The organism is Terrabacter lapilli, from assembly GCF_039531305.1.
GTDB lineage: Bacteria > Actinomycetota > Actinomycetes > Actinomycetales > Dermatophilaceae > Terrabacter > Terrabacter lapilli.
On record NZ_BAAAPU010000008.1, the window covers coordinates 92,217 to 106,935 of the forward strand.

The following is a 14,719-nucleotide window of genomic DNA, read 5'->3' on the forward strand; positions in this document are numbered from 1 at the left end:
AAGGGCCTCAACCCCGTTCGCGTCCCGGACTACAACGCGGCCCTCAACCAGCTGCGCTCCGGCACCGCCGACGCGTGGATCACCCCCGCCGAGATCGGCGAGAAGACCGCCGCCGACTCCGGCGGCAAGATCGTGTCCGTCGCCAAGCAGCTCGACCCCGGCGGCATGGCGTATGCCGTCGCGCCGGGCAACGACAAGCTGCGGGCCGCGCTCGACAAGGGGATCGACGAGGTCATCGCCGACGGCACGTGGGCCAAGCTGCAGAAGCAGTACTACCCCGGCCGCGCCATCCCCGCCGACTTCAAGCCCGGCAGCGCCGGGGCCGCGAAGTAACGCACGCCGACAACGACCCGAGACTGCACGCCGACGACCGGAGAGGGGCCGCATGGACGTCCTGAACACGCTGCGCGAGACGTTCCTCGACTGGGGTGCCATGCGGGCAGCCCTGCCCGACCTGCTTCGCGTGGGGCTGGTCAACACGCTGATCCTGGCCCTGTCCTCGGCCGTCATCGGCACGGTGCTCGGCATGCTCCTGGCCGTGGCGGGCCTCTCGTCGCGGCGCTGGCTGCGGTGGCCGGCCCGGGTCTACACCGACATCTTCCGGGGCCTGCCCGCGGCGGTGACGATCCTGCTCATCGGTGTGGGCCTGGCGCCGGTCGGCCTGAAGATCTGGGGACCGAACCCCTACCCGCTCGGGATCCTCGCGCTCTCGCTCATCGCCAGTGCGTACATCGGCGAGATCTTCCGTTCCGGCATCCAGAGCATCGACCGCGGCCAGCTCGAGGCCGCTCGCGCGCTCGGCTTCAGCCGCACCTCCGGCATGCGGCTGGTCGTCATCCCCCAGGGCGTGCGGCGGGTCCTCCCGGCCCTGGTCAACCAGTTCATCGCGCTGGTCAAGGAGTCCTCGCTCGTCTACTTCCTCGGGCTGCTCGCCAGCCAGCGCGACCTGTTCCGCATCGGCCAGGACGCCGCGGCGAACTCGGGCAACCAGTCGGCGCTGCTGCTCGCGGGCCTGTTCTACCTGGTGATCACCGTGCCGTTGACGCACGTCGTCAACGCCGTCGACCGACGCCTTCGGGAGGGCCGGCGAGCCGACGGCGCGCACGGTGACGACGAGCCCGACGACTCACTGCCCGCGACCGTGTCCGTGCCCCAGGAGGTTTGATGAGTGCAGTCACCCCGTCCACCAGAGTGCCCGCTGCAGGGTCGCGCGCCGAGGCCGGCGCCGCAGCGGGGGTCGCCGTGGCCACCCGCGACCTCCACCTCGCCTTCGGTTCCAACCGGGTGCTGCGGGGCGTCGACCTCGACGTCGAGGCGGCCACCACGGCCTGCGTGATCGGTCCCTCCGGGTCCGGCAAGTCGACGCTGCTGCGCGTCGTCAACCGCCTGCTCGAACCCGACCAGGGTGACGTGCTCCTCGACGGCCGCAGCGTCCTGGCCGACAACCCCGACGCCCTGCGCCAGCGCGTCGGGATGGTCTTCCAGCACTTCAACCTGTTCCCGCACAAGACGGTTCGCCAGAACGTCACGCTCGGCCTCGTGCACCTGAAGGGCCTGTCCAAGGACGATGCGGCGGAGCTGGCTCACCACCACCTCGACCGCGTGGGCCTCGCGCACAAGGCCGACGTGCGCCCCGGCAGCCTCTCCGGCGGCCAGCAGCAGCGCGTGGCCATCGCCCGCGCGCTCGCGATGGAGCCGGAGGTGATGCTCTTCGACGAGGCGACCTCGGCGCTCGACCCCGAGCTCGTCAAGGGCGTCCTCGCGACCATGGCCGACCTTGCGGCCGAGGGCATGACGATGCTCGTCGTGACGCACGAGATGGGCTTCGCCCGGTCGGTCGCGCAGCAGGTGCTCTTCATGGACGGCGGCCGGGTCGTCGAGTCCGGCGAGCCCGACGCAGTCTTCGAGGCCCCGCGCACCGAGCGCCTCCAGCGCTTCCTCTCCCAGGTCCTCTGACCCGCGTGGGGTGGACGGCTCACCAGCCGAGACGGATGGCGGGGAGCTCGTCGCGGCCGTGGCGTACGGCCTGCTCGAGGGCGCGCCGGGCGCCGGCCATCTGACGTGGCCCGACGACGTCGGCCCACTGCTCCTCGATGCGTTCCTGGACGCTGACGGAGAGGGCGATGACGTCGTGGCCGCGGGAGGTGAGCACGAGTGGCTTGCTGCGCGCATCGCCGTCGGCCGTGCCGTACTCGAGGTAGCCCTCGTTGAGCAGGTGCTGGATGACACGCGCCGCCCCTTGCTTGGTCATCGCAAGGAGCGGCGCCACGGCGCTGGCGGTGTCGTTGCCGTTGAGCACGGCGTTGAGCGCGTAACCGTGGACCGGGCGGAGCGTGGGGTGGCCGCCGGAGTTGAGCTCCTGGTGGAGCTCGTCGAGGGCGACGGTCACGGCCATCGACAGCAGCCGGACCAGCGGGATGTCACGCACCCCGCCGAGGGTAGTGAGCCTGGGACCGGAAGGGCGGCTGGACACCGGGCTCAGGCGGTCCACGGCACCGGGACGGGCTCGCCGTCCCCGACGGCGGCGCGTGCACCGGGTCGGCCGACCGTGATCGTGGTCGCCGGCTCCCCACCGGCCGTCGCGAGCACGCGGGGGGAGCCGCCGGGCAGCAGGAAGGCGTCGCCGGCGCCGACCTCGTATGCCGTGTCGTCGACGTCCACGGCGACCGCGCCGCTGACGACGACCACCAGCTGGTCGCCGTCGATGGTGTGCCGGGGGCCGGCGGCACCCGCAGGCAGCTCGGTTCGCCAGACGGCGACCTCCATGGCCGGTGACGTGCTGGGCGAGACCAGCGTGCGCATGGTCGCGGCCGCCGTGGTGACGGTGCGGGCCGTGTCGAGGGGGATGTGCAGGGACATGGTGGTTCTCCTTGGTCTGAGCCGTTGCTGTCGTGATGCTCCGGCGTGGTTTCTGTGGACCGGGGCTCGTATCCGACATAGACAACAACGTTGTCTATGTCGAGCAGCGTACGCGAGCGCCGTGGATTAGACAACAGTGTTGTCCATGCCCGCACCCGTCCCGCTGCGAGGGGCGTTGGTCGAGTCGGTCGCGGACGCCACGGCCCAGTGACAAGACACCGACCTGCTCCAGCAGGTCCTGGCTGGGGCGTGCCGGTGACCCTCATCCCCGGAGGTTGAAGCGCGAGGAGCGGGGGTGGAGGACGGTGGGGTCAGCCACGGGGACGACGAAGGGGGCGAGCAGGGGTGGAGCTCCGGGTTGTCCCGCTGGTCACGGCCGCGATCGTGGGGTCGGCTGGCAGGCTCACGAGCGCGTGCCGATCGCTCCTCCGGGCCGTGAACCACGGTGCCGTCGTCGGAGGGGTCACCGTCGGCCACGCCGTCCTGCAAGCCGGTGTCCCGGCCGCGAGTCGCGCGGGCACGGGTCTTCCCGAGGCTGACCAGGCAGCCGACTCGGACGCCGAGCTCGGGCCCGTGCTCCAGGCAGGCCCGGCGATGGCCTCCGTTCACACTGCCCGCGAGCGGCAGGCGCTCACGGACGTCGAACGGGCGTTGCGACGACGGTTCCCGACCGTCGACGCCGTCGTGGTCGAGGCCGCGGTTCGCCTGGCCTACGGGGAGCTGACCGGTCCGGTCCGCGCCTACGTGCCACTTCTGGTCGAGCGAGGCGCTCGCGACCGGCTTGACCGCCTCGTCGGCGGGGCCTCGGACCTGCAGCAGCCGTCGGCCTGAGGCCCATGACTCCGTCCGACCCGCGACACGACAGCAGTGGCTGGGACGCCACGCCGCTCCGCGCCATCCCGGGGAGGGGGCTCGACCCACCGGCACCGAAGCTGCCGAGGCGTGTTCGCAAGCTCGGGGCCCGGAGCGACGGGGTCGGAGAGGGGGTTCGGCTCGTCCTGCGAGCCGGAGGTCGCTTCATCGGCTCCCGGGCCACCCTGCTGGCGGCGGGCACGACGTACTACCTGTTCCTCGCGCTCTTCTCGACCCTCACGCTCGGATACGGCTTGAGCGCCGCACTGGGCGCCGAGCGGATGTCCGCGTACATCACCGAGGCGGTGTCCGCCGCCTTTCCCGGCTTGGTGGGTGCGTCCGGGCTGGACCCCGGCGTGCTGCACAGCGTCGGGCAGGTGACCTCTGTGGTCAGCGCCATCGGCCTCGTCTACGGCGCGACAGGCGCCGTGATGGCCGGCAGTCGCTCGGTGCACGCCATCTACGGCGCCCCGGTCAACACGCGCAACGTGCTCCAGGTGCGGGTCTGGGCCTTCGGCTGGTTCCTCGTCCTCGCCCCGGTGGTGCTGCTGTCCTTCGTGAGCGCGAGCGTGACCACCGACGTGCTCGGCCGGATTCTCGGTGCCCTCGGCCTGCACTGGGACGGACCCACCTCACTCCTCGGCGCCACCGCACTCGCTGCCGCGCTGCTCTGCAACTTCGTCGCGGTGTACTGGGTGCTCGGCCGGCTCGGAGGGATCCGCCCTCCTCGCCACGCGCTGGTCAGCGGAGCCGCAGTCGGGGCGCTGGTCATGGAAGTGCTCAAGCAGACGATGGCGCTGCTGGTGGGCTTCGTCGTACGACGGCCGCAGTACGGAGCGTTCGCGGCACCCATCGGGATCCTCTTCGTCCTGTACCTGCAGGCCTGTGCCCTCTATGCAGTGGCCTCGCTGACGGCAGCGCTGGCCGAGACCCAGGCGAGCGGCATACGCCAGCGGGTGCAGGGGGAGGGGGGCGTCCGGTCTCGCTGATGGGCGTGTGTAAGGTAAGCCTTACCTATCCCGTCCAGCAGGCCGCGCCGGCCTGCCTCCCTCCCCACACGACGAAGGCCACTCACCCATGACCTCTCGCCTCCACGCCTCCCTGGGCGTCGCCGTCACCGCGGTCGGTGCTCTGCTCCTCAGCGCCTGCGGCTCCGGCGCCGCCGGCGGCGGCTCCAGCGCCGGCACGGGCTCCATCACCCTCTACAACGCCCAGCACGAGAGCCTGACCAAGGAGTGGGTCGACGCGTTCACGAAGCAGACCGGCATCAAGGTCACCGTGCGCAACGGCTCCGACACCGAGCTGTCCAACCAGATCATGCAGGAGGGCGCGGCGTCGCCGGCCGACGTCTTCCTCACCGAGAACAGCCCCGCCATGACGCAGGTCGAGAACGCCGGCCTCTTCGCCGACGTCGACAAGGCCACCCTGGCCCAGGTGCCCGAGCAGTACCGTCCCTCGACGGGCAAGTGGGTCGGGATCGCCGCGCGCTCGACGGTCCTCGTCTACGACAAGCGCAAGGTCCAGCAGAACCAGCTCCCGGCCTCGATGCTCGACCTGGCCAAGCCGGAGTGGAAGGGCCGCTGGGCAGCATCCCCTTCCGGTGCCGACTTCCAGGCCATCGTCTCGGCCCTGCTCGAGCTCAAGGGCGAGGCCGTCACGAACGACTGGCTGACCGCGATGAAGACCAACGCCAAGGTCTACAAGGGCAACAGCACCGCCATGAAGGCCGTCAACTCCGGCGAGGTCGAGACCGCCCTCATCTACCACTACTACTACTACGGCGACCAGGCCAAGACCGGCGAGAACTCCGCCAACCTCGGCACGCACTACTTCAAGAACCAGGACCCCGGTGCCTTCGTCTCGGTCTCGGGCGGGGGAGTGCTCAAGTCGTCGAAGAACTCAGCGGCCGCCCAGTCGCTGCTGAAGTTCATCACCGGCAAGGCCGGCCAGGAGGTGCTCCAGAAGGGCACGTCCTTCGAGTACGCCGTGGGCTCGGACGTGCCGTCCAACCCGGCCCTCGTGCCGCTGAAGGACCTGCAGGCGCCGAGCGTCGACCCCGCCAAGCTGAACTCCGCCACGGTCACCGATCTGATGACCAAGGCGGGTCTGCTGTAGTAGTCGGGTGACCACCGACCTGACGACCGCACCGGGTGCCCGCCGGGCACCCGGTGCGGACGCCGACGCCACGCCGGGCCCGGGCACCCTCCCGGGCCCGGCGCGCAGCCGTCGCCGGCCATCGGCTCTCGCGGTCATCGCCGTGCTCATCGCGCTGTTCTCGCTCATGCCGCTCGGCTACGTCGTCGTGATGACGGTCGCGACCGGCTGGGACACCGCGGCCAAGCTGATCTTCCGCGCCAGGGTCGGCGAGCTGCTGCTCAACACGATCCTGCTCATGCTCGTCTCGGTGCCGCTGTGCGTCGTGCTCGGCGTCGGCGGCGCGTGGCTCGTCGAGCGAACTCGCTTGCGCGGCAATCGCTTCTGGGCGCTGGCGCTCGCCGCGCCGCTCGCCATCCCGGCGTTCGTCAACAGCTACGGCTGGGTGTCGGCGGTGCCCTCGCTCGCCGGCCTGTGGTCCGGCGTGCTCATCTCGGTGCTGTCGTACTTCCCGCTCGTCTACATTCCCGCGGCCGCGACGCTGAGCCGCCTCGACCCGGCCCTCGAGGAGTCGGCGGCCTCGGTGGGGCTCGGCCCCTGGCAGGTCTTCCGGCGCGTCGTGCTGCCGCAGCTGCGCCTGGCCATGACGGGCGGCGCGCTGCTGGTGGGCCTTCACCTGCTGGCCGAGTACGGCGCCTTTGCGATGATCCGCTTCGACACCTTCACGACCGCGATCATGGTCCAGTACCAGTCCACCTTCAACGGCGCGGCCGGCAACATGCTCGCCAGTGTGCTCGTGGTCCTGTGCCTGCTGCTGCTCGTGGCGGAGGTCCGCAGCCGCGGCACCGCCCGCTACGCCCGGGTCGGATCGGGCGGGCAGGCGGCCCCCGGCCGTATGCCGCTCGGCCGGCTCCACGTGCCCGCGCAGCTCGCACTGCTGCTCCTCGTCGTGCTGGCCGTCGGCGTCCCGATGTGGTTCGTCGTGCGCTGGGTCGTGCTCGGCGGCTCGGCCATCTGGGTGCCGGACGAGCTCGTGCCGGCCCTGGTGCAGACCCTGCTCTACGGCCTGGCCGGGGCGGCCGTGACGACGGCCGTCGCCTTCCCCATGGCCTTCCTCGCGGTGCGCCGCCCGAGCTGGTTCACGCGCTCGCTCGAGCTGTCCAACTACGTGACCAGCTCGATGCCGGGCATTGTCGTGGGCCTGGCCTTCGTCACGGTCAGCATCCGGCTGTTTCCCTCCGTCTACCAGACGGCGTTCGTGCTCGTGGCGGCATACGTCCTGCTCTTCCTGCCCCGCGCCCTGGTCAGCCTGCGCTCGGGACTGGCGCAGGCCCCCAGGGAGCTCGAGGAGGCCGCGCAGGCCCTCGGGGTGCGTCCCTTCGCAGCCTTCGTCCGCGTCACCCTGCGGCTCGCGGCCCCGGCCGCCGCAGGCGGGGCTGCCCTCGTGTTCCTCGCCATCGTCAACGAGCTGACGGCGACGCTGCTCCTCTCACCCAACGGCACCACGACCCTCGCCACCGAGTTCTGGGCCAAGAGCAGCGAGATCGACTACGCCGGCGCCGCGCCCTACGCCCTGCTCATGGTCGTGCTCTCGGCACCGATGACCTACCTCCTCTTCCAGCAGTCCAAGAAAGCGGCCGGACAGTGACCCCCACAGCCAGGCGCACCGCGCCGAGCGACCCCGCGAGCGCGCAGGCCACCGGCACCGCGACCAGCGCAGCGTCCAGGACAGCGTCCGAGCAGCCGTATGCCGCCGAACGTGGCCGCCTCGAGGTGGCCGACCTCGCCAAGCGCTTCGGGGCCCAGCAGGTGCTGCGCGGCGTGACCCTGTCGGTCGAGCCCGGCAGCACCACGGCGATCGTCGGGCCGTCGGGCTCGGGCAAGACGACGCTGCTGCGGCTCATCGCCGGGTTCGAGCGCGCCGATGCCGGCACCGTGGTGCTGAGCGGTCGGGACCTGGCCGCCGGAGACCTCTGGGTCCCCGCGCACCACCGTGACGTCGGCTACGTGGCCCAGGACGGCGCCCTCTTCCCACACCTGACCGTCGGCCAGAACATCGCCTTCGGGATGGAGCGCGCGGCCGGGCGCGCCGGTCGCCGCGCCACCCGCGCGAGGGTCGGCGAGCTGCTCGAGATGGTCTCGCTCGACCCAGCCCTGGCCGACCGCCGCCCGCACGAGGTGTCCGGTGGCCAGCAGCAGCGCGTCGCGCTCGCCCGTGCCCTGGCCCGCGAGCCCGAGCTCATGCTCCTCGACGAGTCCTTCTCGGCCCTCGACGCCGGCCTGCGCGTGGCGACCCGGCGCACCGTCGGTGGGGTGCTGCGTGACGCCGGCATCACGACGGTCCTCGTCACGCACGACCAGGCGGAGGCGCTCTCCTTCGCCGACCAGGTCGCCGTCATGCGTGACGGCCGCCTCGCCCAGGTCGACAGCCCGCTCGAGGTCTACACCCGCCCCGTCGACCGGGCCACCGCCGAGTTCCTCGGCGACGCGGTCATGCTCGAGGCGTGGGCCGACGGCGACACCGCCACCTGCTCGCTCGGCACCGTCCGTCTCGCACCGACGGCGCACCGTGGACGCGTGCAGCTCATGCTGCGGCCCGAGCAGATCCGCGTCGACGAGCACGGCCCGATCCGGGGCGTCGTGCTGGACACCGACTACTTCGGCCCCGAGAGCACCGTGCGGCTCGAGCTCCGGCCCGGTCGCGAGCCCGGCTGCGAGACCTCGACGCTCGCCCGCGAGGGGCAGGTCATCATCATCCGCCACTCGAGTGCCTTCATCGCGCCGCGCGGGACCGAGCTGCGGCTGCGCATCGAGGGGGAGGCCATCGCCTTCCAGCCGGACGCCTGAGCCGGGCCGCCGCCTGGCACCAGTCCTCGCGCCGGCCACGACGCCCTGTGGGCGCTGCTGCGGACCTGGCAGATTCATCCGCAACGGGTGAGTGACGCAGACGCCCCGGCGGAGATGCTCGAGGCAGGGAGCGCGTGCGGCACGAGGTTCGCACGCGACCGGTGCGAGGAGGCGTTCATGAAGCAGTCGGACTTCGTGCAGACGGGGCAGAAGGTGGGCCTCGTCATGGCGTCCGTCGTGACGCCCTCGACCCTCGCTCCCTCGCTGTCGAAGCGGTCCTGGCAGGACCAAGGCCTCATCACCGGCCTGTCCACCGGCGGGCACTACCTCGTCGCCCTGACCTCGCAGGACGTCATCGACGTCATCGCACGGGCCGCGGCCGGTGCGGCGACCACGTGGGGCCTCTTCCCGCAGGACTGGCCTGACGAACGTCGCAACGCGGCGGCGGCCCTCGGCTGCGAGGTCGGCATGGTCCCCGTGGGACTCGGCCTCACGGCATACCTCGACCGGCGCGGAGTCCGCACGGCCGGGCAGGGACTGGAACGGCAGCTGGCCTGGCGGATGGGGGCCACGGCGCTCAGCGGCACGGTGCTCATCGGCGCCACCGCCGGGGTGCGGCGGCTGGACCGGGCGCTCGGCGCCGGCGGACGCCTCGCCGCCCTGCCCCTGTCGATCCCGGTGGGCCTGGCCGCGGCGGCCGTCATCGACCGGTTCCAGCGGGCCGAGACCGGGAGCGCCGTCGAACCGGTCGACGAGGTGCCCACCGCCAAGGGGCTGGCGGCCGGGGCAGGCGTCCTCGCGATCCTCTACGGCGCGGCGTGGGCCGAGCGGTGGACCGCCCAACAGGTGCGCCGGCTCGCTCCCGGGGCGTCCCCGGGCGACAGCCTGGCCTGGCAGCTCTTCTCGCACGCCGCGTTCGTCGCCGCCGGAGGAGCCGTCTTCAACGCGCTCTGGACGCGGGCCATGCAACGGATCGAGTCGGTCACCACCACGGTCGACCCGTGGATGCGCGCCGCCCCCGGCGTGTGGACCGACCCGCTGGTGAGCGGTGACCCGGCGAGCCTCGTCTCGTGGGACTCCCTCGGCCGCGAGGGCCGACGTCACGCCGTCTCCTTCGTGAGGCCCGAGCGGGTCGCCTCACCGCCGCCGCTGCCCGACGGGACGGTGCCGACGGACATGTCGATCCAGACGGTCATGGGTGAGCCGGCACGCGCCCACCCCGTGCAGGTCTTCGTCGGCCTCGAGAGCGCCGCCACACCGACGGAGCGGGTGGAGCTGGCGATCGCGGAGCTCGACCGCACCGACGCCTGGTCCCGCTCGCTGCTGATGCTCGTGTCGCCGACCGGCACCGGCTACGTCAACTACGTGGCGATGGCCGTCGCGCAGTACCTCACGCGCGGCGACGTCGCCAGCGTGACGATGCAGTACTCCAAGCGCCCGTCGCCGCTCTCGCTCGGCAAGGTCCGCGACGCGCGCGAGCAGAACCGCCTGCTGTGGCTGCGGATCCTCCAGCGCGTCCGCGACATGCCACCGGACAAGCGGCCCGAGGTGGTGCTCTTCGGCGAGTCGCTCGGCGCCCACACCAGCCAGGACGTCCTGCTCGGCTGGGGGACCCTCGGCCCGCAGGCGCTCGGCATCGACCGCGCCCTGTGGATCGGCACCCCGGGAGGCAGCAAGTGGATGCACGAGGTCACCGGGCCCCCGCGGCCCGACGTCGACCCGTCGCTCGTGACCGTCGTCAACGACTACGAGCAGTTCCTCGCCCTCGGCGAGGAGGCGCGCTCGCGGGTGCGCTACGTGCTGCTCAGCCACGACAACGACGGCGTCACCAAGTTCGGTCCCGACCTGCTCAACCGCCGGCCCGCCTGGCTGGGACCCGACCGTCCACGGCGCGAGGACATCCCGGGACGGTCGCCTCGCGGCATACCGGCCGGTATGCGGTGGCGACCCATCACGACGTTCGTCCAGACCCTCGTCGACATGAAGAACGCGCAGATCCCGGGGTCCTTCCGGGCCTGGGCCCACGACTACCGCGCCGACCTGCCCGAGTTCATCCGCGACGTCTACGGCCTCAAGTGCACCGACGAGCAGATGGCCGCGATCCAGGACGCGGTGCGCCGGCGGGAGGCCTACCGCGAGGAGGCCTTCTCCTGACCGTGTGACGCCGTGACGGTGTGATTCCTTGACGCCGTGACCGTGCGACCTCGTGCCCTGGGCCCGAGGACCGGGTGTCAGCCGCGGGCGAGCATCGTCGGGCCGAGCTCGAGCAGCTGCGCGCGCAGCGTCTCGTCGTCGACGTCGGCGAGCATCGGGTCGATGCCGGCCTGGGCCACGCCGGCGCCGACGACGGAGACGGCGATGCGCCGCCGCACGGTGGGGGAGGGGCCGAGCAGCAGGGCGGTCAGCCGGCCGACGAGCGAGTCGAGGTCGGCGTGCGCGGCCATGATGCGCTCCACCTCCGGGTCGCGCATGAGGGCTGCGACGGCCTTGCGGTGGCCGACCATGAGGTCCACCAGCCCGCGCAGGGCCGCGGTGGCGGCGGCGTCGGGCGACGGCTCCGCCTCGGCGGCGCTGACGAAGGCCGCCATGTCCTCGAGCGCCTCCTCGAGCACGGCCAGGACGATGTCCTCCTTGGCGTGGAACTGGTAGTAGACCGCCGCCTTGGTGACGCCGAGGTGCTCGGCGATCATCTGCAGCGAGGTGCCCCGCACACCGTGCTCGGCGAACAGCTCGACGGCCGCGTCGATGACGCGCCTGCGGCCCTGCCCACGGGGCGACTGGGGTCGAGCCATCCCGGTTCCCTCCCGTCCTGCCGCGGTCGGCCCTGGCGGACCGGCGCCAGCGTAGCGGCCGGGCACCGGCTGCCGCTTGTCCGTACTTAGCCGATCGGATAACTTTGGGACGCCGGCCGACGGTGCCCGGTCACTGCTCCGTCGCCCGAGCCGCTCGGGCACCACCCTGCCGACCCTGGAGTCACCCGATGGCCACCCTGCTCTACCGCATCGGACGCTTCGCCTTCGGCCGGCGCGGCGTCGTCGCGTCCGCATGGCTCGTCCTCCTCGCCGCGCTCGCCGGTGTCCTGCTCACCCTCGGCGCCGCGCCGACCTCGAGCATCACGATCCCCGGCACCGAGTCGCAGCGCGCGCTCGAAGCCCTCGCCAAGGAGTTCCCGCAGGCCAGCGGGGCCTCCGGCACCGTCGTCGTGCGCGCCCCCGCCGGCCAGACGGTCGTCGCGCCGAGCTCCAAGGCGGTGCTCGACGACATCGTCGCGCGCGCCACGAAGGTCCCGGGTGTCGTCGCCGCGCTCAGCCCGCTGCAGACCAAGGCGATCAGCCAGGACGGTCGCTACGGCCTCGTGACGGTGCAGTTCGCCAAGACCGCCGACGAGCTCACGGCGGACCAGCGCTCGGCCTATGAGGCCCTCGGCAGCGGGGCGCCCTCGGGCTGGGCCGTCGCGGCCGGTGGCGAGCCGCTCCTGGCCACCCCCGAGATCGGCTCGACCGAGGGCATCGGCGTCCTCGTCGCGCTCGTCGTCCTCGTGCTCACCTTCGGCTCGCTCGTGGCCGCCGGCATGACGATGGTCAACGCGCTCGTCGGCGTGGGCGTCGGCATGGTGGGCCTGCTCATCGTCGGACATGCCGTCCAGCTCTCGAGCGTCACGCCCGTCCTCGCCCTGATGCTCGGCCTCGCCGTCGGCATCGACTACTCGCTCTTCATCACCTCCCGCTACCGGCACAACCTCGCCCTCGGCCTCGAGCGGCAGGAGGCGGCGGGCCGGGCCGTGGGGACCGCCGGGACGGCCGTCGTCTTCGCCGGCCTCACCGTCTTCATCGCCCTGGCCGGCCTCTCCGTCGTCGGCATCCCGTTCCTGACGGCCATGGGCTTCGCCGCAGCCGGCACCGTCCTCGTCGCCGTCCTGGTCGCGGTCACGTTGCTGCCGGCGCTGCTGGGCTTCGCCGGCGACCGCGTGCTCTCGCGCAGTCAGCGTCGAGCCGACCGGGACGGGGGCGGTGGCGCCGACCTCGACGAGCAGGCCGGCAACCGCGGCTTCGCATGGGGGCGCTTCACCGTGCGCCACCGCGTCCCGGTGCTGCTCGCCGGCGTGGTCGTCCTCGGGGCGGTCGCGCTGCCTGCCGCCGACATGCGGCTGGCACTGCCCGACGACGGCACCGCGCCGGCCACGAGCAGCAAGCGCGTCGCGTACGACCTCATCTCCGAGGGCTTCGGCGAGGGCTTCAACGGCCGGCTCGTCATGGTCGTCCACGGCGCCGCGAAGGAGCAGGTGCAGCAGGCGACGGCCGGTGCCGCCAAGGCCGCCACCGGCCTGAGCGACGTCCTGGCCGTCGCCCCCGGGCAGACCAGCGCCGACGGGCGCACGACGCTGCTCGCGGTGATCCCCAGGTCGGGCCCGACCGCTGACGCCACCTTCGACCTCGTGCGCGACCTCAGGTCGGCCTTGGCCGGCACGGCCGCCTCGACCGGCACCGAGATCTCGGTGACCGGTGTGACGGCCGTGGGAGTCGACGTCTCGGACAAGCTCGCGGCAGCCCTGCCCGTCTACCTGCTCGTCGTGGTGGGCCTCGGCTTCGTGCTGCTCATGCTGATGTTCCGCTCGCTGCTCGTGCCGCTCAAGGCCACGCTCGGCTTCCTGCTGACGATCGGCGCGGCGTTCGGCGCGACGGTCGCGATCTTCCAGTGGGGCTGGCTGCGCTCGGTCGTCGGCCTCGACACCGCAGGGCCGCTCGTGAGCTTCCTGCCGATCCTGCTCATCGGCATCCTCTTCGGTCTCGCGATGGACTACGAGGTCTTCCTCGTCTCGCGGATGCGGGAGGACTTCGTCCACGGCGAGACGTCGCGAGCGGCCGTGGTCTCCGGTGTCGGGCACGGCGCTCGGGTCGTCGTCGCCGCGGCGCTGATCATGATGTCGGTCTTCGCGGGCTTCGTCCTCGTCGAGGACCCGATCATCAAGTCGATGGGCTTCGCCCTGGCCTTCGGCGTCGCGGTCGACGCCTTCGTCGTACGCCTGTCGCTCGTGCCTGCCGTCATGTCGTTCCTCGGCGACCGGGCGTGGTGGCTGCCGCGCTGGCTCGACCGCGCGATGCCGAACGTCGACATCGAGGGGGAGAGCCTGCGACCCACCGCTCCCGCCGACGCCACGCGCGCCGAGGTGCAGCCGGCCCGCTGACCCGACCGACCCCGTATGCCGTGTGCGAGAGGGGGCACGACATGCGGGGTCGGGACGTCAGCGGGTCGAGAGCAGGACGATGGCCACGAGGGCCGTCAGCCCGACGAGTCCGGAGATGACCGCGGTCCGAGCGAGAGCGGCCCCCGCGGTGGTGGGCCCCGCGGTGGGGCCCTGGGGGGTGCGGTCCGCGCCGGCTCGCAGCATCCGCGCCCCGTCGCGGTAGCGGCGTCGGGCGGTCAGGACCAGGTCGAGGCCCCAGAGCAGCCCGAGGGCCGAGACGGCATACCCCAGCGCACCCAGCTGCGGCGGGAGCACTCGCAGCCCGACGAGCGAGCCCACGGTGACGGACAGGGCGGTGCGTCGCCAGGCCAGGGCGGTGCGCTCCGGCTGGAGCCCGGCGTGCGCGGATGGCCTCACAGCAGCACGGCCACCAGCACCGCGACGGCGACGAGGCCCAGCATCAGGGTGATGGGCAGCTTGAGGCCCGACGACGGCAGCGGTGTCAGGTGCCGCATGGCGCGCTCGGTGCGCATCCACGACAGCCATGCCTGGGCCGTCGCGGCCAGCCCCGCCAGCACGAGGACGACCGCGATCGTCACCCGCAGCCACGGGACCAGCGCGACCTGGAGTGCCTCCAGGGCGAGGCCCGCCGCGACGAAGGCCAGCCCGGTGCGGATCCAGGCCAGGAAGGTTCGCTCGTTGGCCAGGCTGAAGCGCGGGTCGGGGTCCTCGCCCGCGTCGAACACCGACCGAGGGAAGCGTCCACGGTCATCGGTCGCCACGGTGTCCTCCCTCCTCCGAGCCCGTCGCACGGCGTGCGACGCCTCGATCATCTCGCACGCGCCGACTCGGTTCGCCGGGACCCACCTCGCGGTGCGGTCG

The 14,719-nt window shown here is 72.4% G+C and carries 15 protein-coding genes; 10 read left to right on the forward strand and 5 right to left on the reverse strand.

Annotation, left to right across the window (positions count from 1 at the left end):
* The 3 genes from ABD241_RS14110 to ABD241_RS14120 all read left to right on the forward strand — a co-directional run.
* Positions 1-333 (forward strand): type 2 periplasmic-binding domain-containing protein (locus tag ABD241_RS14110; protein ID WP_344063807.1); only part of this gene is annotated, 333 nt, incomplete at its 5' end.
* 52 nt (positions 334-385) lie between these two features.
* Positions 386-1,165, forward strand: coding sequence for an ABC transporter permease subunit (locus ABD241_RS14115; RefSeq protein WP_142181311.1), 780 nt, complete (start codon positions 386-388; stop codon positions 1,163-1,165).
* Entirely contained in the window at positions 1,165-1,956 is a 792-nt protein-coding gene (locus ABD241_RS14120; protein ID WP_344063812.1) for an amino acid ABC transporter ATP-binding protein, read from the forward strand. Before ABD241_RS14115 ends, ABD241_RS14120 begins: the two co-directional genes overlap by 1 nt.
* Positions 1,957-1,975: 19 nt before the next feature.
* On the opposite strand, the gene ABD241_RS14125 is transcribed toward ABD241_RS14120, so the two are convergent.
* Both ABD241_RS14125 and ABD241_RS14130 read right to left on the reverse strand, forming a co-directional pair.
* A complete protein-coding gene (locus ABD241_RS14125; protein ID WP_344063814.1) occupies positions 1,976-2,428 on the reverse strand; it encodes a MarR family winged helix-turn-helix transcriptional regulator in 453 nt (150 codons plus the stop codon).
* Positions 2,429-2,478: 50 nt separating this feature from the next.
* Entirely contained in the window at positions 2,479-2,859 is a 381-nt protein-coding gene (locus ABD241_RS14130) for a cupin domain-containing protein (protein WP_344063816.1), read from the reverse strand.
* A gap of 435 nt (positions 2,860-3,294) precedes the next feature.
* Here ABD241_RS14130 and ABD241_RS14135 point away from each other — a divergent pair, with 435 nt between their 5' ends.
* The 6 genes from ABD241_RS14135 (at position 3,295) to ABD241_RS14160 (ending at position 10,806) form a co-directional block, all read left to right on the forward strand.
* Positions 3,295-3,690, forward strand: coding sequence for a three-helix bundle dimerization domain-containing protein (locus tag ABD241_RS14135; protein WP_344063818.1), 396 nt, complete (start codon positions 3,295-3,297; stop codon positions 3,688-3,690).
* Between the two features lie 5 nt (positions 3,691-3,695).
* A complete protein-coding gene (locus ABD241_RS14140; RefSeq protein ID WP_344063821.1) occupies positions 3,696-4,700 on the forward strand; it encodes a YihY/virulence factor BrkB family protein in 1,005 nt (334 codons plus the stop codon).
* An 88-nt stretch (positions 4,701-4,788) separates the two neighbouring features.
* The gene (locus ABD241_RS14145; protein ID WP_344063824.1) at positions 4,789-5,826 is read left to right on the forward strand and encodes an iron ABC transporter substrate-binding protein; all 1,038 of its coding nucleotides are present in this window, start codon (positions 4,789-4,791) and stop codon (positions 5,824-5,826) included.
* Between the two features lie 7 nt (positions 5,827-5,833).
* Positions 5,834-7,453 (forward strand): ABC transporter permease, encoded by a 1,620-nt coding sequence (locus ABD241_RS14150; protein WP_344063827.1) that lies wholly within the window; start codon positions 5,834-5,836, stop codon positions 7,451-7,453.
* A gap of 125 nt (positions 7,454-7,578) precedes the next feature.
* Positions 7,579-8,652, forward strand: coding sequence for an ABC transporter ATP-binding protein (locus tag ABD241_RS14155; protein WP_344064205.1), 1,074 nt, complete (start codon positions 7,579-7,581; stop codon positions 8,650-8,652).
* A 177-nt stretch (positions 8,653-8,829) separates the two neighbouring features.
* Positions 8,830-10,806 carry an alpha/beta-hydrolase family protein gene (locus ABD241_RS14160; RefSeq protein ID WP_344063830.1) on the forward strand — a complete coding sequence of 659 codons (1,977 nt, stop codon included), beginning with the start codon at positions 8,830-8,832 and terminating at the stop codon, positions 10,804-10,806.
* 77 nt (positions 10,807-10,883) lie between these two features.
* On the opposite strand, the gene ABD241_RS14165 is transcribed toward ABD241_RS14160, so the two are convergent.
* Complete coding sequence (locus ABD241_RS14165) at positions 10,884-11,444, reverse strand: TetR/AcrR family transcriptional regulator (RefSeq protein WP_344063833.1); 561 nt, start codon at positions 11,442-11,444, stop codon at positions 10,884-10,886.
* A 188-nt stretch (positions 11,445-11,632) separates the two neighbouring features.
* Here ABD241_RS14165 and ABD241_RS14170 point away from each other — a divergent pair, with 188 nt between their 5' ends.
* Entirely contained in the window at positions 11,633-13,837 is a 2,205-nt protein-coding gene (locus tag ABD241_RS14170; RefSeq protein WP_344063836.1) for an MMPL family transporter, read from the forward strand.
* Positions 13,838-13,894: 57 nt separating this feature from the next.
* On the opposite strand, the gene ABD241_RS14175 is transcribed toward ABD241_RS14170, so the two are convergent.
* On the reverse strand, positions 13,895-14,254 hold the full coding sequence (locus ABD241_RS14175) for a DUF202 domain-containing protein (RefSeq protein ID WP_344063839.1): 360 nt from the start codon (positions 14,252-14,254) through the stop codon (positions 13,895-13,897).
* On the reverse strand, positions 14,251-14,619 hold the full coding sequence (locus ABD241_RS14180) for a YidH family protein (protein WP_344063841.1): 369 nt from the start codon (positions 14,617-14,619) through the stop codon (positions 14,251-14,253). Before ABD241_RS14180 ends, ABD241_RS14175 begins: the two co-directional genes overlap by 4 nt.
* Positions 14,620-14,719: the final 100 nt, after the last annotated feature.